General features: G+C 38.3%; 15 protein-coding genes. 11 read left to right on the top strand and 4 right to left on the bottom strand.

The window, feature by feature from the left end:
• The first annotated feature begins 158 nt into the window (after positions 1-158).
• The 9 genes from BUF13_RS05215 to BUF13_RS05175 all read left to right on the top strand — a co-directional run bounded on the left by BUF13_RS05215 (position 159) and on the right by BUF13_RS05175 (position 17,757).
• Positions 159-2,321 carry a glutamine synthetase III family protein gene (locus BUF13_RS05215; protein WP_073570655.1) on the top strand — a complete coding sequence of 721 codons (2,163 nt, stop codon included), beginning with the start codon at positions 159-161 and terminating at the stop codon, positions 2,319-2,321.
• 522 nt (positions 2,322-2,843) lie between these two features.
• Positions 2,844-5,915, top strand: a complete 3,072-nt coding sequence (locus BUF13_RS05210) for a SusC/RagA family TonB-linked outer membrane protein (protein WP_073570654.1) — start codon at positions 2,844-2,846, stop codon at positions 5,913-5,915.
• Positions 5,916-5,917: 2 nt separating this feature from the next.
• Positions 5,918-7,513: a SusD/RagB family nutrient-binding outer membrane lipoprotein gene (locus BUF13_RS05205; RefSeq protein WP_073570653.1), complete on the top strand. Its 1,596-nt coding sequence runs from the start codon at positions 5,918-5,920 to the stop codon at positions 7,511-7,513.
• 473 nt (positions 7,514-7,986) lie between these two features.
• A complete protein-coding gene (locus BUF13_RS05200) occupies positions 7,987-11,112 on the top strand; it encodes a SusC/RagA family TonB-linked outer membrane protein (protein WP_073570652.1) in 3,126 nt (1,041 codons plus the stop codon).
• Positions 11,113-11,133: 21 nt separating this feature from the next.
• The gene (locus BUF13_RS05195) at positions 11,134-12,711 is read left to right on the top strand and encodes a SusD/RagB family nutrient-binding outer membrane lipoprotein (RefSeq protein WP_243839700.1); all 1,578 of its coding nucleotides are present in this window, start codon (positions 11,134-11,136) and stop codon (positions 12,709-12,711) included.
• 94 nt (positions 12,712-12,805) lie between these two features.
• Positions 12,806-13,678, top strand: a complete 873-nt coding sequence (locus tag BUF13_RS05190) for an ROK family protein (protein ID WP_073570651.1) — start codon at positions 12,806-12,808, stop codon at positions 13,676-13,678.
• Complete coding sequence (locus BUF13_RS05185) at positions 13,668-15,515, top strand: FAD-dependent oxidoreductase (protein ID WP_073570650.1); 1,848 nt, start codon at positions 13,668-13,670, stop codon at positions 15,513-15,515. The genes BUF13_RS05190 and BUF13_RS05185 overlap by 11 nt, the downstream gene beginning before the upstream one ends.
• Positions 15,516-15,797: 282 nt before the next feature.
• Positions 15,798-16,346, top strand: a complete 549-nt coding sequence (locus BUF13_RS05180; protein ID WP_073570649.1) for an RNA polymerase sigma factor — start codon at positions 15,798-15,800, stop codon at positions 16,344-16,346.
• Positions 16,333-17,757: an outer membrane beta-barrel protein gene (locus tag BUF13_RS05175; RefSeq protein WP_073570648.1), complete on the top strand. Its 1,425-nt coding sequence runs from the start codon at positions 16,333-16,335 to the stop codon at positions 17,755-17,757. The genes BUF13_RS05180 and BUF13_RS05175 overlap by 14 nt, the downstream gene beginning before the upstream one ends.
• Before the next feature lie 317 nt (positions 17,758-18,074).
• On the opposite strand, the gene BUF13_RS05170 is transcribed toward BUF13_RS05175, so the two are convergent.
• Entirely contained in the window at positions 18,075-18,806 is a 732-nt protein-coding gene (locus BUF13_RS05170; RefSeq protein ID WP_073570647.1) for a DUF4397 domain-containing protein, read from the bottom strand.
• A gap of 180 nt (positions 18,807-18,986) precedes the next feature.
• Here BUF13_RS05170 and BUF13_RS05165 point away from each other — a divergent pair, with 180 nt between their 5' ends.
• Entirely contained in the window at positions 18,987-20,465 is a 1,479-nt protein-coding gene (locus BUF13_RS05165; protein WP_073570646.1) for a pyruvate kinase, read from the top strand.
• Here the strand turns inward: BUF13_RS05165 and BUF13_RS05160 are convergent.
• Entirely contained in the window at positions 20,462-20,926 is a 465-nt protein-coding gene (locus BUF13_RS05160; protein ID WP_073570645.1) for a hypothetical protein, read from the bottom strand. The two genes, BUF13_RS05165 and BUF13_RS05160, sit on opposite strands and share 4 nt — an antisense overlap.
• Positions 20,923-21,615, bottom strand: a complete 693-nt coding sequence (locus BUF13_RS05155; protein WP_073570644.1) for a DUF4386 domain-containing protein — start codon at positions 21,613-21,615, stop codon at positions 20,923-20,925. Before BUF13_RS05155 ends, BUF13_RS05160 begins: the two co-directional genes overlap by 4 nt.
• 169 nt (positions 21,616-21,784) lie before the next feature.
• Here BUF13_RS05155 and BUF13_RS05150 point away from each other — a divergent pair, with 169 nt between their 5' ends.
• Positions 21,785-22,819 (top strand): NAD(P)-dependent alcohol dehydrogenase, encoded by a 1,035-nt coding sequence (locus BUF13_RS05150; protein ID WP_073570643.1) that lies wholly within the window; start codon positions 21,785-21,787, stop codon positions 22,817-22,819.
• Here the strand turns inward: BUF13_RS05150 and BUF13_RS05145 are convergent.
• Positions 22,745-23,320 (bottom strand): Crp/Fnr family transcriptional regulator, encoded by a 576-nt coding sequence (locus BUF13_RS05145; RefSeq protein ID WP_073570642.1) that lies wholly within the window; start codon positions 23,318-23,320, stop codon positions 22,745-22,747. The genes BUF13_RS05150 and BUF13_RS05145 overlap by 75 nt on opposite strands.
• Between the last annotated feature and the right edge of the window lie 58 nt (positions 23,321-23,378).

Raw genomic sequence — 23,378 nt, 5'->3', positions numbered from 1 at the left:
AAAGGCTACTTTTTTCGGTAGATGGGTCGAAAAAGACCGTGTTTTTTTGAAAAAAGTGTAAAAATTTGAAAAAATTAGCTCAAAAATCGATCAAAAGCTTTTTAGAACAAGTATTTTTCTATTTTTGCTAGGGTAAATTTAAACCGCAAATTGTAGATATGGCAACACTAAGACAGCAAGCCTTGGGAATTGTTCAGGCTAGACCGCGAGTGAAAGTCACTCCGCCTTCTCCAAAAATTTCAGACTTCTTTGGTACTAACGTATTTGGTACAGATCAAATGAAGCAGTCTTTGGCGCCTTCAGTTTTTAAAAAGGTAATGGAAGCTATCGATAAGGGTAGCAAAATTGATGTACAAACTGCAGAAGAGGTAGCATCTGCTGTAAAAACCTGGGCTCTGTCTAAAGGTGTTACACACTACACTCACTGGTTCCAGCCTTTGACTGGTTCTACTGCAGAAAAACATGATTCTTTCTTTGATGCTCACGCTGGATTAGAGAAATTCAAAGGCTCTGCTTTGGTTCAACAAGAACCAGATGCATCTTCGTTCCCTAACGGTGGTATTCGTTCCACTTTTGAGGCAAGAGGTTATACTGCATGGGATCCTTCTTCTCCAATCTTTATTTTTGACAATACACTTTGTATCCCAACCATCTTCGTTTCCTATACTGGTGAAGCATTGGATTACAAAACTCCATTGTTGAAGTCTTTGGAAGCAATCAATGAAGCTGCTGTTCAAATTTGTCAACTATTTGATAGAAATGTTCGCAAAGTAACTCCTTCACTAGGTGTGGAGCAGGAATACTTTGTAATTGATAAAGCTCTTTTCAATGCTCGTCCTGATTTGGTAATGGCTGGTAGATCTGTATATGGTCACAACCCTGCTAGAGGTCAGCAATTAGAAGATCATTACTTCGGTTCTATTCCTACCCGTGTAAAGGATTTCATGGTAGATTTCGAAATCGAAGCTCATAAATTGGGTATCCCTGTTTCCACTCGTCACAACGAGGTGGCTCCAGGTCAGTTTGAAGTTGCTCCAGTTTTCGAAGAAATCAACAAAGCAGTTGACCACAACCAATTGTTGATGGATATGATGGATAAAGTTGCCGAAAGACACGGTCTGAAGGTATTGTTCCATGAGAAACCTTTCGCAGGAGTTAACGGTTCTGGGAAGCACAACAACTGGTCTTTGATCACTGATACAGGTGTTAACTTGTTCCAACCAAGCAACTCTGCAAGAGAAAATCTTCAGTTCTTGACATTCTTGGTAGCTACTATCAAGGCAGTATATGACAATGCTGATTTGCTAAGAGCAAGTATTGCTTCTGCTGGTAATGATTTCAGATTGGGTGCTAACGAAGCTCCTCCTGCTATCATCTCTGTATTCTTGGGTGAGACTTTGACCGGAGTATTGGATGAGTTGGAGAAAAACGGAAACATCAAGATTGAAAAAGGTGATAACATGTATATGAAATTGGGTATCTCTAAGATTCCTGAAATCATTCTTGATAACACTGATAGAAACAGAACGTCTCCATTTGCCTTCACAGGAAATAAATTTGAATTCAGAGCTGTAGGTTCTGGTTCTAACTGTGCTGGTCCAATGTCTACTTTGAACGTAATCGTAGCTGAGGCATTGAATACAATGGCTAAAGATATCGAGAAAGAAATCGAAGCTGGTAAAGAGAAGAAAATCGCCATCGTTAATGTATTGAGAAAATACATCAAGGATTCTAAGAAAGTAAGATTCGAAGGTGATGGTTACTCTGAAGAGTGGGAGAAAGAAGCTGCAAAAAGAGGTCTTTCTAACTTAAAGGCTACTCCAGAAGCTTTGGATGTATATGCTGCAAAAGCAACAAAAGAAATCTTTGAGCGTCACAATGTGATGAATGCTTTAGAATTGCATGCACGTCATGAGATCCAATTGGAAAACTTCATCATGAAGGTTCAAATCGAAGCTCGAGTAATGGGTGATTTGGCATTGAATCATGTGATTCCTACTGCTATTCTTTATCAAAATAAAGTGATACAAAATGCAAATGGTTTGAAAGGACTAGGATTGGATCATTCTGCTGCAGTAGAAACTATTAAGGAAGTTTCTAAGCATGTTGAGTCATTGAAATCTAATGTGACTGCAATGATCGATGCAAGAAAGAAACTGAATAAAGAAGAGGATGTTGTTAAGAGAGCTAAAGGATATCAAAAAGATGTAAAGGAGGCTTACTTTGACAAGATCAGATATGCGGTAGATAAACTAGAACTATTGGTTGATGATGAGTCTTGGCCATTGGTGAAGTATCGTGAAATGCTTTTTATCCGATAAAAATATCGTCAGAAGTATAATGAAAGCCACTCCGAATCGGAGTGGCTTTTTTATTGTATGAAAAACAAGAAATATAGTTTGAAAAACTATTTTTAATTTTTTAGGTTTCTAGCTTCGTTAAGATTAAAATTAAATAAGTTTTAATGCTAGCCGATTTTTTTATTTCTATAAAATTGAATAAGGAAAAAATTTAATGTTTGTTCTTTTTATTAAATCGAAATAAAATTTTATAATAAGATACTTTTTAAAAAAAATTTATAAAGATTAATTTTTTAGGGAAAAAAAATATTAAATATCTTTTGATTGATTTTAGGAATTTTTAGATTTACCAAATCAGATATTGTACACGGTCCGATTTTCAAGATTATTCATGGTGAATCGGTTAGTCTTTCGAGATATTTTAAGACCAATTATTCTTTGTAAACTGTTTTCTATGAGGAAAATTTTACACCCAATTCAAACACATGTTTCCGTGTTTCTGGAAACAAATTTTAATTCAATTCAAACCTTTATTTACCAGCTATGAGAAAAGTTTTATCAATTACTTTTACTCTGGTTATGCTGATCTGTGTTGTCAATTTGACACAGGCTCAGACTAGGGTTGTCAAAGGCGTTGTAACAGCCTCTCCGGATGGCTTGCCAATGCCGGGAGTTACAATCTTAGACAAATCAAACCAGACAGGAACTACTACCAATGTGGACGGTGAGTATTCCATTACTGTGGGGCCAAATTCAATTTTGGTATTTTCGTTTATCGGTTATTCTTCTCAAGAAGTAACCGTAGGTAACCAATCTGAAATTAACATCAACCTTGAAGAAGATGCTAGTGAGCTTTCTGAAGTGGTTGTGACAGCATTGGGTATCAGTAAAGAGAAAGAAAAATTAGGTTACTCTCTGACTGAAGTAGGAAGTGAGACCATGACTAAAGCTCGTGAAACCAACGTAGCAAACTCCCTAGCTGGCCGTGTAGCTGGTTTGGTAGTGAAAGGCACTAACTCTGGTCCAGGTGGAACTTCTAAAATTACTTTGAGAGGTACCCCAAGTATCAATGGTACAGGTTCTCCTCTATATGTAATCAATGGTGTGCCAATGGATAACACCCAAAGAGGATCTGCTGGTCAGTGGGGTGGTAGCGATAACGGTGACGGTATCGGTAACCTTTCTCCAGATGATATTGAAACTATGACCGTTTTGAAAGGTCAGGCAGCTTCTGCTTTGTATGGTACAAGAGCTTCCAATGGTGTGATTTTGATCACTACCAAATCAGGTAAAAAAGGTGGCGAATGGTCAGCTAGCTACAACCTTAACTATATGGTGGAAAATCCAGTTGATTTCACGGATTTCCAAAATCAATATGGTCAAGGTACAGGTGGTCAAAGACCAACTACTGCTACTGATGCTCAAACTACTGGCCGTTTGGCTTGGGGTGAATTGATGGGTGGTTCAGTAATTGGGTTTGATGGTAATCAATATCCATACGAGCCAACTAGCGATACTTACCTAGATTTCTATAGAACTGGTTCTAACTTTACAAATACGGTTTCTGTATCAAAAGGACTTGGAACTGATGGTTCTTTCAGAATGTCCGTTTCCAACTTGGATTCTAAGTCAATTGTTCCAAACAGTGGAATGGATAGATTGAGTTTGAACTTAAATGTAGACCAAAACATCACTGATAAGTTGAATGTGACTGCAATGGTAAACTACATTGATCAAAAGTCTACCAACATTCCTTTCTTGAGTGATGGTCCTAAAAACCCGAACAACTTCTTGTTCTTGGCACCAAACATTTCTCAAAGCATTTTTGCTCCAGGATACAATGCAGATACAGGAGCTGAGACAGTTTTCTCTGATGATATCTACGTGACTAACCCTTATTTCATCGTAAATCAAGGAATCAATGACTTGGGTAGAAAGAGAACTATTTCTGCTTTGTCCACTAAGTATAGCTTTACTGAAAATATCTATGCAATGGTTAGAATCGGTAATGACGTTTCTAATGATGATTTCTATAGCATCGATCCTTATGGATTGGCTTACTCTGCAAACCTTCAAGGTAACTTAAATTCTAGAGGTCAATCTGCAAGATCAGAATTGAACATCGATGGTATTTTCGGAGCTAAAGTTGATTTGACTGAAGGATTAGTGTTGGATGCATTAATTGGTGGAAATATCCGTAAGAATAAATATGAAAGAGTAAGTGTTGGTGGTAGCCGTTTTGTATTGCCTTACCTTTATTCTCCTTTCAACGTTGAGGCATTCTCTAGAGGATATTCTTATTCTCAGCTTGAGGTACATTCAGGATTCTATTCTTTGGATTTCGGTATCAAAGAATTCTTAACATTATCTACTACTGGTCGATATGATGTATATAGTACATTGACTAGCCCTGTTTCTGATGATAACAGTATCTTCTCTCCATCTGTGTCTATGGCGTTTTTGTTCGATCAGTTCTTGAACATTCCTGCTATGGACTTCGGTAAATTGAGAGCTTCTTATGCTGTTACTAGTGGTGATCCAGGTGTTGCTTACAGTAATCAATTCTACTATTCTTCTGCAAACTCTTTTGCAGGTGTTCCAGCTGGTTCTTCTCCAACTTCACTTCCTAACCTGTTCTTGAAGCCATTTACAACTGATGAAATTGAAATCGGTTTAGATATGAACTTCTTCAACAACAGATTGGGCTTGGATATGGCATATTATACCAAGACTACTCACAACGAGATCATGAATGCTAGTTTGAGTATTGCTTCTGGTTTCAGTAGTGCTGTAGTAGCGACAGGTTCTATTCAGAACAAAGGTCTTGAAGTATTATTGACTGGTAAGCCAATCCAAACTGCTGACTTTACTTGGACTTCCTCTTTCAACTTGACAAAAGTGAAAAATGAAGTGTTGAGTACTGATGAGAACAACAACCCTGTGAACTTGGGACAAAACAGAGCAACTCTAGGTAATGCAGTTACTGCTTATGTAGTGGGTGAAGCTGGCCCTCAAATCAGAGCTTACGATTATCAGTACAATGCTGACGGAAGTATCGTTGTTGACGAGGCAGGTCTTCCTGTTAGAGGTGACTTGATCAATATGGGAACAGTTCTTCCTACTTTGTATGGAGGTTGGAATAACGAATTCAACTACAAAGGTGTTTCTTTCTCATTCTTGATTGACTATAACTACGGTAACAAAGTTCTTTCTGCTACTGAATTCTACTCAACTTTCAGAGGTTTGAATCAAGTGACATTGGAAGGTAGAGAGTCAGGTGTTACCAATAGTGGAGTAACTGCTTCTGCGGAAGATTATTACAAAGCCTTGGCTCAGAACATCACAAGTACTTCTGTGGTTGATGGTGATTTCATCAAATTGAGACAAATGACTTTGGGTTATTCGCTTCCAGCAAGCTGGTTTGGAAATACTCCGGTAATCAAAGGTTTGGATATCTCTTTCGTAGCTAGAAACCTAGCAATCTTGATGAGAAAAGCCAAGAACATTGATCCAGAAGCAAGCTTTGGTTCAAATATCAACTATACAGGTATTGAAGGAACTTCTCTTCCTAGTACAAGATCTTTCGGTTTCAACCTGAACTTTAAACTGAACTAATTATGAAAAAATATATAAGCATATTGCTATCGGGCTTACTATTGACTGGGGCGGGATGTGACAGCGATTTCGCTGATATCAACACAAACCCCAACAGTGCTGGTGCCTCTGTTTTTGATCCTAATTTGATCTTGCCGACTGTTTCTTATAATTATGGAAACACGATGACAGGATATACTGGAGCAATTTTGTTCCAAAGTATGTGGGTTCAAGTAATGGCTTCAACTTCTACAGGTGGAGCAAACTACTATTCCAATGCTGATAAATATGTAGCATCTGGAAGTACAAACAGTTATATCCAAAGTGTTTGGAGTAACGGATACTCTTCTGCTTCTAGGGTTTATCAAATGCAGAAGTTGGCTGAAGAAAAAGGTTTTACCAACCTTGCAGCCGTTGGTGAGATATGGAAGGTTTTGACACTTTCATTCGTGTCTGATGTATATGGTGATATTCCTTACTCTGAAGCTTTACAAGCTGAAGATGGAATTACCACTCCAGTTTATGATTCTCAATCAGCAGCTTATTCTTCAATGCTTTCTGATTTGGATAATGCGATTTCTTCAATTTCTGATTCTGGTGACGCTATCAAAAATGATGTTTTGTATAGTGGAGATCTCGCAAAATGGAGAAAATTAGGTTATTCTATTATGCTAAGAATGGCAATGAGATTGGTTGATGTAGATCCATCTACCGCACAAACTTATGTATCTAAGGCTATCGCTGGAGGTGTTTTTGCATCTACCGATGATGAAGCTGTGTTGGTTTCTGATCAGAATAACGGATACTCTAACACAAGTGCAAATGCATTGAATGTAACTGATGACGTATACGAAGTAAGATGGTCAAATATTTTAATTGACTTTTTAAAGTCAACTGATGATCCAAGATTATCCATCGTGGCTGAAGTTCCAGCGGCTGGTCTTGCTGCAAATAAAAGTAGTGCTGCAGGTGATAATAGCCCTGAAGTTCAAATTGGTCTGCCTAATGGTTATGATTTGAAAGGCGGAAGTACGGATGTGTCCAATGAGCCAAATTACCCTGGAGCTACCGGTTCTGGTGATGATGTAGCTCCTATTGGTGCATATTCTAGACCTACCGCTATCTACAGAGATAGAGATGCTCCTGTATTTATTTTGACATATGCTGAAGTTCAATTGCTATTGGCAGATGCAGCTGCAAGAGGATATAGCGTTTCTGGAACTGCTTCTAGCTATTATGCTGCTGGAGTTGAAGGTGCTTTGATCTCAATTGGCAAATTTGGTGGTGGAAGCGTTTCTGCTTCTGAAGCTGCAGCTTATGCTGCTGCTAACCCATTGGATACTAGTAGTGAGGCTGCTTCTTTGAAAATGATCAATGAGCAAATCTGGGCAACTACTGGTTTGTTTGCAAACTTTGTTGAGTCCTGGAACAACTGGAAAAGATCTGGTTACCCTGAGTTAACTCCAGTGAATTATACTGGTAACTTCTCTGGTGGTCAAATTCCAACTAGACAATTGTACCCAGCATCAGAAAGCACCACAAATCCTGATGGATTGGCTGGTGGTATTTCTTCCATGGGTGGCGATACTTGGACTACCAAAATGTGGTGGGATCAATAAAAAAAAGAACCTAAACGGTTAAGATTTTTTATAAGGCCTTGGAGTAATCCAAGGCCTTATTTTTTTGAAAAATTATATTTTTTAGTCCTTATGATCTAATCTAAAGAATTTTCTATCTTAGGAAGAGATATTCAAAAGTCTTTAAATTTTGGTTCATTTCATGTATAAAATCATATTATTCTTTAAATAATGAAAAATAAATTTTCAATCTCTACTATTCTTTATAAATTTTTTTCTCAAAGGTTTTTGATTAAATTCTGAATATTTTAGATTTATGCAATTAGATTTGGTTAATGAATTAAATTCTTTGTTAAAATATTAGTCCTCAATTATTTAAACGAATCTTTTGTTTTAATTCAAATTGTTCAATTTATTTTATCATAAACGCATTTTTGGAAATAAGCCTTATCACTCATGGTTTCTGAATTTACAATACCCCAATTCAATTTATTTCTAACCTTTTAATTCCAATTATGAGAAAAATTTTATCACTCTCATTTGGTATAGTGTTGCTTATACTAGTCAGTATGCAATCCTATGCCCAAAGCCGACTCGTGACGGGAACCGTCACGGGTGAAGCGGATGGATTGCCCATCCCCGGTGTAACTGTTCTGGATAAAACAACCCAGTCAGGTACTACCACAGATATTGATGGAAAGTATTCCATCAGTGTTAATGAAAATTCAGTATTGGTTTTTTCCTTTATTGGGTTTACTCCAAAAGAATTTCCAGTAGGAAATCAAACAGTTCTGGACGTTTCTCTTTCTGAGGATATTTCAGAATTGAATGAAGTCGTGGTGACTGCATTTGGTTTGGAAAAAGACAAAAAAGCACTTGGTTACTCTGTAACTCAGCTAGATGGAGACAGATTTACTCAAGCGCGTGCGATTAATGCTGGTAATGCACTTTCTGGTAAGGTGGCTGGTGTTAATGTAACCCCTCCTGCAACTGGAGCTGCGGGTTCTACTAGAGTAGTAATTCGAGGAGGATCTTCATTGACTGGTAATGATCAGCCGCTATATGTGGTCAATGGTATTCCTATCGAGTCAGGTAACCTTGGTAACGCAGGTATGTGGGGAGGAAATGATGCAGGAGATGGTCTAGCATCCATTTCTCCTGATGACATCGAAAGTATGTCGGTTTTGAAAGGTAATGCGGCAGCTGCACTTTATGGAGCAAGAGCTGCAAATGGCGTTATTTTGATTACTACTAAAAGTGGTAAAGCAAGACAAGGTGTAGGGGTGACTTTCTCCTCTAATATCATGTTCGATAATATTTGGGATCAAACAGATTGGCAGAGAACTTACGGTTCTGGGCGTGATGGAAGAAAATCTACCAACGCTTCCGAAGCAATGGAAGACGCTACCAATGGCTGGGGACCAATGTATGATGGAACTCAAGTTCCAATTTTTGATGGTTCTACTGTTCCTTATTCATTTACAGGAGAAGGCCTTTCTGATTTCTATAAGACAGGATCAACTTTGACTAACTCTATTGCATTTGATGGTGGAAATGAGACAACTAATTATAGATTCTCTCTTTCAGATTTGACCAATAGTGACATTATGCCAAACGCTGACTTTAAGCGTAGAGTAGCGAACGTTAACGTGAATAGTAAATTGGGGAAATTCACGCTTGGTGTTTCTGGTCAGTATTCTTTGCAAGAAGCTAAGAACAGACCTCGTTTATCTGATTCACCTGGAAATGCTAACTATTCAATGTTGATTAAGCCAGGTCATATTCCTTTGGATATTATCAAAGGCCCAACTGATAAATTGGGAGCTTTGGAAGATGGATCTGAATTGAGATATCAGCAAAGTATCTATCAAACGAACCCATATTGGGCAGCCTATCAATTCTATAGATTTGATAAGACCAATAGGATTTTAGGTAATATTTCTTTGCAATATGATATCACTGACTGGTTGTATGTCAGAGGTAGAATTGGATTGGATTTCCAGTCTAGGGTAGACGATAGCTCCGAACCATATGGTACGGCATATAAGCCAAGAGGTGATTACAATGTTACTGAAAGAACTATCAGAGAGGATAATGCTGATTTATTCATTGGTTTCAATAAGACGTTTGGAAACTTTACTGTAGATGGTTTTGTCGGTGGAAACAGAATGAGAAGAACTGCCGAAAGCTTAAGAGGTGGAGGTAATGATTTGGTTATCCCATTCTGGCATAGTGTGAGAAACGTTGCTGCTCCAACTATTACCTATGGTTTCTCAGAGTACGGAATCAACTCTTACTTTGCTTCTGCAAATGTTGATTATAAGAATATGATATTCTTAGGGCTTACTGCACGTGAAGATCAGTTTTCTACTTTGTCTCCAGACAATTTCAAGTTGTTCTACCCTTCTGTTTCACTTAGTGCGGTGATCTCAGATATGGTAACTCTTCCTGATTTCTTCACATTTATGAAAGTGCGTGGTTCTTGGGGACAAGCTGGTGGCGGAGCACCAAATCCTTATGCATTGAATCTAACTTATGGATTGGTAGGGAACGGACACCTAGGTGGAGTATTGGGACAGATCAACAATGGATCAATTCCTAACTCTACTTTGAAGCCATATACTTCTACTGAATATGAATTTGGTGCTGATTTGAGATTCCTTGACAACAGAATTGGCTTGGATGTCGCGTATTACAACAGATTAACCAAAGATGACATTCTAAATACTGGAATCTCTAGTACTTCTGGATTTGGATCTACCACTGTGAATATCGGTGAGCTAAGAAACAAAGGGATTGAATTACTCTTAAATGTTACTCCGATTGTTGGTGATTTCAGATGGGATGTTTCATTCAACTATGCAAATAACCAATCTGAAGTTTTGAGTTTGGGTACAAATGCAGCTGGTGAACCAATTGAATTTATCAATTTGGGTAATAGCCGCCTTCAAAGAGATCAAATTCGCCACATTGTTGGTGAGCCATTGGGTATGATTACCGGTTATAAGCAATTGGAAATCAATGGTCAAAAGGTATATGATGACAATGGCTATCCTGTGACAACCGCTGGATATGAAACAATTGCTCAGGGACGTCACCCAATTTCTGGTGGTATCAGTAACACCTTCAGCTACAAAGGATTTAAGCTTTATGCTTTGATTGACTTTAGAAAAGGCGGTAGCCTAGTTTCAGGTACTAACTACTATGCATATTCTAATGGTCTTCACCAAGAGACTTTGGTAGGTAGAGATGGTACTTTAACTGTAACAGGAGTAGATGCTAATGGAGAGGCTTTAACCAGAACTATTGGCGCAGATCCTTCAGATCAAGCAAACTATACTTTGGATAATTACTATCAGGCGTATGCACGAGTAACAGAGAACATTGTATACGATGCTGCTTTCGGAAAATTAAGAGAATTGAATCTTGGTTACACTTTCTCTAAGAGTGTCCTTGGGAAAACTCCTATTCAATCTTTGACTTTGTCATTTGTAGGAAGAAACCTAGCACTTCTTTGGTCTAAAGTTCCAAACGTTGATCCTGAATCTGCTTATGCAGTAAATGGTAACAATCAAGGCTTGGAATATTTTGGTATGCCAACCAACAGAAGCTTTGGATTTAATCTATCGGCTACATTCTAACCAATGGTTCAATCAAAAAATATGAAAAAAATGAAATTCAATAATAAACTTGCAGCCTTATTGTTGGCAGGTACCTTAGGCCTATTTTCATGTGAGGAGAGCGCACTATTGGACTTGAATGTGGATGAAAACTCTGCCACTTCCATAGATATGGCTTATTTATTCTCTTTGGGTACATTGAGAATTGCTGGTGAGCATGAGAATACAAGGATTCCTATGCTTTATGCTTCTACCATGATTCAGCATACAGCATCTACTGCTGGCTACTTTAGCGGTGATAAATACTTTTATAGCGCAGCATATAGTGGAGCCTATATGGAAACTCACTATCCAAATGTTTTAAGATTGTTCCAACATGTGATCCTTCAGACTCAAGATGATCCAACAATGAACAATTTTAGAGCTGCTGCCACAGTGATGAAAGTGTTTGATATGCACCGAATGACTGATATTTATGGTGATATTCCTTATTCTGAAGCTGGTCAAGGCTTGGAAGGAGCGGAATATTGGTTCCCTAAGTATGATACTCAAGAGGCCGTATATAGCGCTATGGTTGCTGACCTTTTGGAAGCAAGATCCCTTTTCTCAGAATCTGCAAGAGCACTGGGTGTTCAAGACTTCGTTTACTCTGGCGATTTGACAAAATGGAAGAAGTTTACAAATGCTCTTTTGATGAGAATTGCTATGAGAATGAGTAATGTAGACCCTGCTACTGCCCAAGCAGTTTTCACTGAAGCTAACTCTAGTGGAACTTTCACATCTAACGATGATATCGCATTTATTCACTTTGAAACAGGACCTCAAGCTATCAATAGAAATGGTCTAAGTGATGGATATTGGGGAAACAGAAAGTATGGAAGAGATTGTAAATTGTCTGAAACATTTATGAACTGGATGATAGACAATAATGATCCAAGATTGATGATCGTGTCTGGTGGAACAGGTAATCCTGATGATGCTTCTACATGGGATACTGCTGAAGATGCTCAATCTGGATTGCCTAATGGATATTCTTCAACTACTTTGAAAGAAATCCTATCAGATTCAGAATTGGCAGAATTCAACGAAGTTGGTACTTGGATGTATTCCTTTATGAACTTGAAATATCAGGATTGGGAAGACCCTTACTACTTGATTTCTTATGCAGAGATTGAGCTTTTGAAAGCTGAAGCTGCTTTGAAGGGTTGGATTTCTTCTGATCCAAATAGCCACTTCGAAGCTGGTGTAACTGCGGCAATTGATTCATGGGTTTATTTCGATGATTCTTTCGCTAGAACAGATGATGAAATCAGTGCTTACATTGCTGGTAGAGGTTTTTCAAGTGCTTCTGATGAAGGTAAATTGAAGCTGATCGGTGAGGAATACTGGGCAGCTACCTTTATGAACGATATCGAATCTTGGGCTAACTGGAGAAGAACGGGCTATCCTGAATTGACTCCGACTCAAGATGCAAATGCTTTTGAAGGAAACTTCATTCCAAGAAGAATGAGATATTGGGAAAATGAAATTGGTTCTAATCCTGAGAATTATTCTTCAGCAGTTTCTAGAATGGGAGGAGATCTTTTCGCTACTAGAATGTGGTGGGATGGAGGTAATTAATCCTTCTCTTACTTAAATTATTTCAGAGGTTTTGAATTCGTTCAAAACCTCTGTTTTTTTATCCCCATTCCAATTTTAAAATAGATTTTTAAGAATGATCATAGGAGTTGATATTGGGGGATCTCATATTTCTGTAGCTGAAATTTTAATAAATGAAACAGGGGTTTCTCTTGGCAGGAGAGCAGATGATTCAGTTGACACAGCCCAAGGTGCAAATGATATAATCAATGATTGGGTAAATGTTATTAGAGAAGTTTCACGTGGTTCTAGGGAACTTCAAATAGGAATAGCTATGCCTGGCCCTTATGATTATGAAAATGGAGTTTCTCTAATTTCCGAACAGGGAAAAATGAAGTCGCTTTTTGGACTTTCAGTTAAAAATTTACTTGCTGAATCTCTTGAAATCTCACCAAATCAAATCAGTTTTACCAATGATGCTGAGGCATTTTTGAAAGGGGAAGTTTTGGCAGGAATGGGAAAGGGATTTACAAATACGCTTGGTTTGACTTTAGGGACTGGACTTGGTTCTGCGATTCATATAGATGATGTGGTGAAGGATGCTAAACTTTGGACGGCACCTTTTCGGCAAGGAATTGCAGAGGATTATCTAGGAACTGCCTGGTTTTTAGGATTTGTCCAAAAAGAGTTTGATATCAAAATCAAAGGTGTCAAAGACCTAACCTCGCCTCATTTTGATCAAAAAATCTCCACTCAAGTATTTGAGGAATTTGGTAAAACTTTGGGAGAGTTTTTATTTCCTTATGTGATTAGACTACAAACTCAGCTCCTTGTTTTGGGTGGAAAAATTTCCAATGCAAGCTCTTTGTTTTTGCCTTATACCAATGATTATTTGAGTAACTATGGAATAAACCTTTCCATACAAAAATCCTTATTAGGAGAAGATGCAGCCTTGATAGGTGCATGTGAATCCTTTTTAAAAATGACAATTAATCCGAATGAAATTTAAGATTGTGTTCTTTTTGGCCCTTTTGATAGGTCAACCCCTGTTTTCTCAAGAAAAGTTTGATTTGATTATCGTTGGAGGTGGAGCTAGTGGAACCTCAGCTGGCATCACTTCAGGTAGGATGGGATCCAAAACCTTGATCATTGAACCGACTACTTGGTTAGGTGGTATGTTGACCTCGGCAGGGGTGTCTGCTATTGACGGGAACCATCGACTTCCTTCAGGTATTTGGGGAGAGTTTAGGGATAGTTTGGTGGCTCATTATGGATCTCAACAGGCGATGGCTACAGGTTGGGTTTCCAATACACTTTTTGAGCCACATGTAGGAAATGAAATTTTTCAATCTATCACCCAATCAATTCCTAGCCTGACGGTTTCTTTTCAGAGTGAGTGGAAAGTAGCAGAGTATTCTGAAGGACTTTGGAATGTAGCTTATCTGAAGGATGGGAAAATGATTAAGGTATCAGCTCCAATTCTAATTGATGCTACAGAATTAGGGGATATTGCGGCTTCGCTAGGACTTCCTTATCGATTAGGAATGGATGCCAGAGATGAAATTGGGGAGGAGTTTGCTCCGGAGTTTTCAAATGACATAATTCAAGACTTGACCTATGTGGTGACTCTTCAGGATTATGGGAAAGGAGTAGATAAGACGATTCCTAAACCCGCTAATTATGATCCGGCAGAATTTGCCTGTGCCTGTGCACATGCGGACCCTATATCTGATAATGATCCAACCTTGGATTGTGGAAAAATGATTGATTACGGAAAGCTTCCCAATGGTAAATACATGATCAATTGGCCCAATTGTGGGAATGATTATTATGTGAATTTAGTGGAGTTGAGTCCTGAAGAAAGAGAGGTTGAGTTAGAAAAGGCTAAGCAAGCAAGCTTGCGGTTTGTTTACTATATCCAGCATGAATTGGGATATAGGAATTTGGGAATAGCTGAAGATGAATATCCTTCAAAGGATAATCTTCCTATGATTCCATATCATCGGGAGTCTAGAAGGTTTCATGGCTTGGTTGACTTTACTCTTCCATTCGTTCGAACTCCCTATGAGGCCCCAAGTCCATTATATAGAACAGGAGTAGTGGTAGGAGATTATACCATAGACCACCATCATAAGAAAAATCTGGATGCTCCAGCAATTGATTTTATTAAAATCCGAGTCCCTTCTTATAATGTTCCTTTGGGAGCTTTGATTCCAGAAAACCATCCAGCTTTGATTTTAGCAGAGAAAAGTATTTCTGTATCAAATATTGTTAATGGTGCTTCACGTCTTCAACCCGTTGTGTTGGGAATCGGTCAGGCCTCTGGAGTCTTGGGTGCAATTGCTTCTTCGAAAAAGTTGCAATTGAATCAAGTTTCCATTCGTGATGTTCAAGAGGTTCTATTAAATCAAAATGGATATATCATGCCATTCTTGGATATGAATCCTGCGAATAAGCATTTTCAGGCCATGCAAAAGATAGGAGCAACTGGGATTCTAAAAGGAGAAGGAGTTCCTTATCTCTGGTCTAATCAAACTTGGTTTTACCCTGAAAGACTGGTAACTGAATACGAATTGGTTTCCGGTTTGAAAACGTATTATTCCCAATTTGATGGGTTTTGGGGTGCTTCTGGAGATTATTTGACTTTGGGAAAGCTTGAACAGTTTTTGAAAATGGTTAAGCCTGAATTGACATGGGAGGATTTGTTGAAAATCGCAGACTCAGAAGGCTTAAATATTGATTTTTCTGCTGATAGAAAATTGTCCAGAGAAGAAGTTTCTGTTTTAGTGGATAGTATTTTGGATCCTTTTTCGATTCCGATTGATTGGGATGGCTCTATTAAATAATTCAGGTTTATTTTAATTTTTCGTGTAGCGCTCTGAATTTTCTTCTCGTCTCCCTTAAAAAAGAAACATAGGATTATTTTTTCGAGGGATATTATTACTGTTCTTTTGCAGCTTTGCAGTCCAGGCCGGTCGAGAATTGAGCCTAGATACTAAAAAAGCGCAAAAGGAAGTAGTGCCTTTGAAAAAGAACAAGCCCTGCTCTGATATAGATAACCGAAACCTGCTTCAAGGGATGAAGCGTTTGAATACAGACAACCCCAAGGATTAAGTAATTCTACAGTATTGAATTGGTCTGACAAAGAACTGATCGACGGTTGCAAACGGCGGTCAGCCAAACATGAGGAATATTTTTTCAAAAAATACTATGGCTATGTCATGGGGATTAGTCTGTCCTATGCCAAAGATCGAGATTTGGCTCAGGAGATTGTCAACGATTCATTCATGAAGTTTTTCGGTTCGATTAAGTCCTTTGAGGAGTTCCAGTCAGTCAAGTCTTGGCTTCGGAGGATAACAGTCAATACAGCCATTGATTTCTATAGGAAGAATAAAAAAATCCGAGAACAATTAGAAATCAACGAACAAACGGAAGTTTTTCATGAAGTCAATGCCTTAGGGGATTTGGCTTATGAAAATCTGATAGCAATCTTGGATCAGCTCCCTGATGATCAGAAGCTGGTATTCAACCTCTACGAAGTGGAGGGTTACAGTCATAAAGAAATAGCGGGAAAACTCAATATCACCGAAAGTTCATCCCGCGTGTACCTAGCTCGTGCAAAAGCAAAACTTCGCAAGCTAGTTCATACTCATTTAAAAGAATATGCAGGAAGATAAGCTAAGCAAACAGATAGCCGACTCCCTGAAAAAATATCAGGAAAGCGAATCCCATCCTTACTATGAAGGAGCATGGGAAGCCTTTGATCAAAGGCGAAAGGCAGGAAGTAGGCAGGTGTTCCTACGATGGGCAAGTGGAGTGGCGGCGACGCTATTGCTCTTGGCTGCGGTGTATTTTATTGCTGATACCACAGAGAAACTTCAAGAGGATCAATTATTGACTGAGGAGGTTGTTCATGATCAAAATACCACAGTCAAGGAAGAGAATTCTTTCTCTTTGGAATCGGTAGAATCACCAATTGAATCTTCCAATCAAAATGAGGGGGGAGGTGAAACTTCATTTCCAATTGAAAATCAAAAAAGTGAAGCCAACTCAAAGGTGTTTGAAAATACAGTTGCAGAAAACTTAAATTCTAAATCAGAAAATAGAACTACCTCTTCGGAAAAAGAACCTTCAAACCCATCCAAAAAAGAGGATAAGGGTAGTGCCAAAAATCCACCGGAGGTTAACTCTGGCCAGGAGGAAAATGTCAATTCTAGCAATACTGAGAAAAAAGAAGTTCTGGAAGTAGAGAAAGCAATTGCTCAAGTTGATGAGAAGCCTGCTCAGGAAAAAACTGAGGTAACTAGCGGAGATCTTCAAACATCATTAGTTCCAGAAAAACCAAAAACAGAAGAGACGACTCCTTTGATTGCTTGGAAAGAAGAATCAGAAATAAAGGAAATCCCGAAAGAAAAATCAGATTGGACTTTTGGAGTGGGTTTAGCACCGGGTTATGGAGCTAGTCAACAAAATGGAGCCAATGTTTCAAGTTCTTCATTGGGCTTGGGACTTTCTGTGGATTTAGAGTTACCGGGTAAAATCACCTTGGGATCAGGTTTGGGTTACAATTTATTGAATCAGCAAAATGAAGCCTCTATGGTACTCAATGCTGACTTTTCGAATGCATTTGCTGCAAATGTAGCTCCTCCAAGTACGGAGACAGTGGTCGTAAGACAATCACAAGTCGAAATTCCGATTTATGTGAAATACCCCATTACTCGATCACAATCGATTGCTATCCAAGCAGGTTTTTCCAATTTCTATGCATTCAATCAAAAAGCTGAATTGAAAACAACCTTCTCAAGACAAGTTACTGTGAATCAAGTTAGTGTTGATGGAGCTAGTACTTACACTACTCTAAATGAAAATGTAGTTCAAAGTAGATCTCTTGATGCTGTTGAGAGCAAATTCTACCCCTTTGCTACCATGAACTTTGGATTGAATCTAAGGCTCTTACAGTCGGAAAAAACAAGCTACTTCCTTATGCCTTTTTACAACTATCCATTGACTCAATTCACTGGTTTTGGGGATAATCCTGGATTTGTGGGGGCTTCTTTCAAAGTGAATTTTGGAGGGGGGAATAAGTAATCGAATGGTGGTGAATTAATGAATAATACCGAATATTGAAAGTCCATTGACAAAGGCTGCTTCTATTGAGGCGGCCTTTTTCTTTTCAAACCCATCGCTTTCTCCTTTGATGATTCAGCTGGATTATTTCACAATACATTAGGGTCTAAGAAGGATTGAATAGGAGGATATTTTAATAACCGCACCCTTGGCAAGGGTGAGTAGTATTGAATTTAGAAAGGTTTCGAAGGAAAGGATTCTTTAATCCCCATGAACCTGAAAAAATGGACAAAAAAAATCCCGAACCATAGGCTCGGGATTTTTTTGGATCTACTTGATTAGTAGTAGTTAATATAGTTGGTAATTAGTTGTAAATCTCTTTTGGTTGTAGCTTCAGAGCTGGAGGTTAGTCCTTTCAATACGAAAGTATAAACCCTGTTTCCTCTAAGTTCTATACTATTTGCTGTCAATAAGGTTTCATCAGTTTCAACAGATTTGACCTCTACTGTATAAATGTCTGAAATCACATCCGAGAATTCTGTTGCACTTCCGAAGTCAACCGAACCAGTTATTGGGTCTTCAACTTCACTGATTTTCAAATAGACTTCATCCGTATCAGGAGATAGGTGAATCAATCTAACCTGAGATGAATCTGCCACAGGATCATTCCAGCTATCTTCAACTAGAATCGCATTCAAGTTGTCAACTTCATCCATGACATACATGGAGTAAACAGCATCTTCTTCTAAGGTGAAGTCCTTCTCCAAAAGGGAAGTTGCAGAATTGAAAGTGGAAAATTTAAAGGTTCTCTCACCGATGTAAAATGGACTGTAAGCCAAGATTTCTGAATAATTCAGAGGGTAGTTATTGACCTTGTTTGCATTTGCGTAGATGTCCATGGCTGGAGCATCAGGAGATCCTTGATAGATTGAGATGTAGGCTGCGGGTGGAGTCTCAGGAGTTTCAAGATCATCCAAGCAACCTGTCATTAGTACTGTGGTACTCATAATCCCTGCGGCCATTAGGCTTTTGGATTTTAGCTTTTTCAAAGAAGTTAAACTTTTAAGCATTTTGTTGGTATAAGTTTTAATTCCTCTCCGAGACGTAGCATTTTTAGAAAGCGCTTCAAATCAGTATGAATTTTCTAAGAAAGAGTTTTTAACTTTCTGATGAACAAGGAGAAATATGGAGATCTAAATACCTCAATTATTTGTTCTAAAAGATAACGTATACCGGAAGATAAAATTCTCATGAACCAAGATTTGGATGAAATTAGAGAAGGTTTAATCAAGCTTGAAAGTGAAATGAGTCATGTTGATCAGGTTTACAAAAAGCTATTGAAAACCATTCATCTCAATCATAAAAGTTCTGCTGAAAATTTTTTGAAATATCTGATTCTTCGAAAAACAGATATTCAGCACCTTCAATTGCTTTTGCACAAAAATGGACTCTCTTCTTTGGCTAGTAGCGAAAGTCATATCCATCGCCAAATTCAAGTTACCCTTGAAAGATTGGGACAGGATTTTCTAGAAAATCAAAAGGAAACGATAGAATCAGGACAATCAAAAATCCGAAATGCAAGCGCTGAGTTGTTTGGAAAGCCTCAAAAAGGCTGGTCTTCTTCTGTGATGGTTACGATAGATTCAGGCTTTTTAGGGGAGAGAAAATTGATTCGAAAATTGTTGGAAAAAGGGATGGGGATAGCAAGAATCAATTGCGCTCATGATGATGAAAAGAAGTGGGAAAAGATCATCGAATTAATTCGGGAGGAATCCGAGCAATCAGGAATTCCTTGTAAAATCCACATGGACCTCGCAGGACCAAAAATTAGAACCAATCTATTGAAAAAGGGGAAAGAAAAGGGAAGGGTGAAAGTTAAAACCGGCGATAAAATCTGGTTGTCGGACTCTGGAAAAGGATTTTCTGAAAAAGATATTGTAATTAGTCCAAATGAGAAAGGAGTGGTTCAAGTACTTAAAATTGGAGATTTAGTATTCATTGATGATGGTTTGATTGAGGCTAAAGTTGAAAAATTAGAAGATGGGAATGCTCAATTGCTTATTCTAAGGAATTCTTCCAAAAAGGATCGACTTAAGGCAGAGAAAGGAATTAATTTTCCTGATACAATCCTCTCTATTCCTGCATTGACTGAGTTTGATCGAGAATGCCTGCCTTTTGTAGTGAAGCATGCAGATACCGTCGGTTTTTCCTTTGTTCAGAGGCCAACAGATCTTCAGTTATTAAAAGGTGAAATGGAGAAGATTTCGCCCAATACCCCAGCTATAATTCTAAAAATAGAGACAAAAGATGCTGTCAATCATCTTCCAGATTTATTGCTTGAAGGAATGAAATCACCTTGGTTTGGAGTTATGATTGCTCGAGGGGATCTGGCAGTTGAAATTGGTTTTGAACGGCTGGTTGAGATTCAGGAAGAGATTTCATGGCTTTGTGAGGCTGCACATGTGCCTACTATTTGGGCCACACAAGTCTTGGAAAACCTCCATAAATCAGGAGTGGCTTCCAGAGCAGAAATTACAGATGCTGGACATGCTGTGATGGCGGAATGCGTCATGATTAATAAAGGAGATCATACTTTGGAGGTTCTCAATTCCCTCAAAGAAATTGCTATAAGAACACATTCCTTAAAAATGAAGAATAGGTTGATCTTCAGACCTTTGAAAATCGCTGGTGAATTTTTAAATCAATTGGATCAAAGTCTGAACCACTAAAATAGGTTGCTCAACTGTATACTTACTCCGAAATAATTTTTGATTGCATAGGCTCCCAAACAGCAAATTCCAATCAAAAAGAGGTTGCTACTTGCACGTATCCACCAGACTTTGCTAGCAAAATTCACTCCTAGGAAATCTGTAAATAGAATAGCCAGCCCCATAAAGGCAAACCACCAGGAGAATAGAAAGCTGGTTTCTCCCCGATAAAGTAAAGTGACCAAATCATGGATTCCACCGCAAAAAACAAAGGTTAGAAGCAACGCAATCCCTTCGGAACTTACCTTTTTTAATGGTTTAAAGATTTTGTATGCTAAGAAATATCCGAAAATAGGATTCCAATAATTCCAGAATGTTCGAAAATCTTTGGCCCCCAATGAACGCGTAAGCATATTTCGAAGAGAGTCAGGAGCACCCATAGGCACACCATTTCTTTTGAGTATATAAGCTGCTAAAGTCATATTGTTGGTTCGAAAGGTGAAATTTCATTCGCACTCTTTTTTATCCCATTCCAAAGCAGATAAATACATAAAGTAAGTTCAGTAATTACTGCAGTGCTCAATATTAAGATTTCGGTGAGATTTCCATAAGCTGGAAATAGGAGTTGGGTGAAAGAATCTACAAGGTAGGCGATTCCAGCAATTCCAACCATCCAACCAAGGATTTTTGAAAACCATGAGCTTTTTACCATCATAAATGCCAATAAAATACAACACACTCCAAAAGGAATTCCTGACATAAGATACCCCATTCTATGAGCTTCCATACTAGAATACAGTGTGTTTAGAGTGATAGAATCTATTGGTGCTAGGATAACCTTGATGAGATTATTCAGATTTGAGCCGATCATAGCAGCTTGAACAATCCTGAAGGATGCGGCTAATATGGAAAGCTCTGGGAAGTCCTTTCTAAACAAAACCCAAAATACCCAAGCCAATCCGATGTCTGCCAATACCATGACCATGTCAGAAGCGATTCCCATTCTAAGAAAGAATGAACTTGATTCCCAATTTTGAATCGTATTTGAAATTTGATCTTGGCTGAAAAATGCTTCTCTAACTCCCAATTCGCTGAAAAGTCCAGTAAATATTACTATGAGATATAGTATTCCAGCAGATAAACATTGATTTTTTCGACTAAATGATTTCATAGCTAGTTGATTTTTGTACAAGTTTAGAGGGTATTTGCTTCGTACACATTGACTTCGGTTAAGAAGTGATGGGACCTTCTTTTTTGACTTTTTGACGATCTTAACCCAAGTCAATTTTTGGGAACCTTGTGCTTTCTAGTTTTGAGTCATCAATCAAAAACAAAACATCATGAAAGCATTTACTTTTAAAAAATACGGGGAAGCTTCAGTGTTGAATATGCAGGAACTTCCTAAGCCAACACCAAAATCAAATGAGATACTGGTTAGAGTTATTGCAACCTCTGTAACTGCAGGGGATTGGAGAATCAGGAGTGGAAAGCCTTTTGCAATTCGTTTGTTTGCTGGTTTGTTCAAACCTAAGAATCCTGTTTTGGGACATGAATATGCAGGAGTGGTAGAACAAGTGGGAGAGGAAGTAAAAGGATGGAAACAAGGAGATAAAATTTTTGGTGGAACCGGTTTGGAGTCAGGTACTTATTCGGAATATATGTTGATAGATTCTGATAAAGCGATGGAGAAGATTCCTGAAGGAGTCAGTTTTGAGGAAGCAGCTGTGGTTCCAGTTGGTTATATGACAGCCTATGATTTTTTGAAAAAAGTTAATGTAAAACCCAATATGAAGGTTTTGATTCATGGGATTTCAGGTTCTGTTGGATCTGCTATTCTTCAGTTACTTAAATTGGAAAACGCTCATGTTACAGGAGTTTGCAGCTCCAAGAATGCCAATTGGGTGAAAAGAATGGGAGCGGACAAAGTAATTGCTTACGATCTAGAAGACTTAGAAAGCAACTTAGAAAACTATGATTTGATAGTCAATGCAGTTGGAAAAACCTCATTTCAAGAATTAAAACACTGCTTGGTTTCAACAGGTGTTTATATCGCTATTGATGCTGCTGGTTCTGATTACGTAGATTGGGCAAAAGGGAAAATCCTAAAGGATAGCAGACAGATCATTTTAGGGATAGGAAATCAATATCAAGAAGATTTGTCTCGAATTCAAAAGCTTTTGGCAAAAGGATTCATTCGTCCTCATATAGATAGAATTTATACATTCGAGGAACTACCTGCCGCCCATGATTATGTGCAAAAAGGAAGGAAAGCTGGTAATGTTGCAATTCGAGTTGAGAATTCAGACCCTTTTTTCAGTCAGTCGTTTTCTAATTCGGCTCAAGGATTCGGGCTTGACACCAAGGTAGGAAGCTAGAATATATTGGGGAACACGATTCAATAATTCTGGTCTTTCGTTTTGAAGATCGAGATATCTCTGTTCAGGGGATTTGATCATGTAATTGGCCAGAACTTCCTGGTTTTTGCCAAATTCCTGTTCGATGGAAATCCTACAAATTGATTCAAATGCAGGTACCTTTTTGATTAACTCCTGCTCCTTTTCAAAGTTGAGAATGGTCAAGGTACAGTCTTCGACACATTCCAAATAATGCGGAGAAGGTGTCTGATGGTGGTAGCTGGATAGGGAAGCGATAGGATCTCCTTCGGTAAAAAACTGAATGGTCTTTTCTTCTCCATCGATTAGGTAATAAAGTCTGACCAAGCCTTTTAAGTTGAAGTAGGAGTCTTTGGCAATTTGACCTTGTTTCAACAAAACAGTTCCTTTTGGAAAGGTCTTGATAGGAATCAATTCATCGATAGCCTTTGCTTCTTCCTCGCTGAGAGGGATTTCAAAAAGTGTTGAACTTTTAATTTCCATGCTTCAAATTACAAAAAATCAAAAATAAACCCAGAGTGCTGGTACTCTGGGTTGGAGG

The sequence above is a fragment of the Algoriphagus zhangzhouensis genome (genome assembly GCF_900148515.1).
In the GTDB taxonomy this organism is placed as follows: Bacteria; Bacteroidota; Bacteroidia; order Cytophagales; family Cyclobacteriaceae; genus Algoriphagus; species Algoriphagus zhangzhouensis.
The sequence above is the reverse complement of the archived record's forward strand: the minus strand, read 5'-3'. Positions and strand labels throughout refer to the sequence as shown.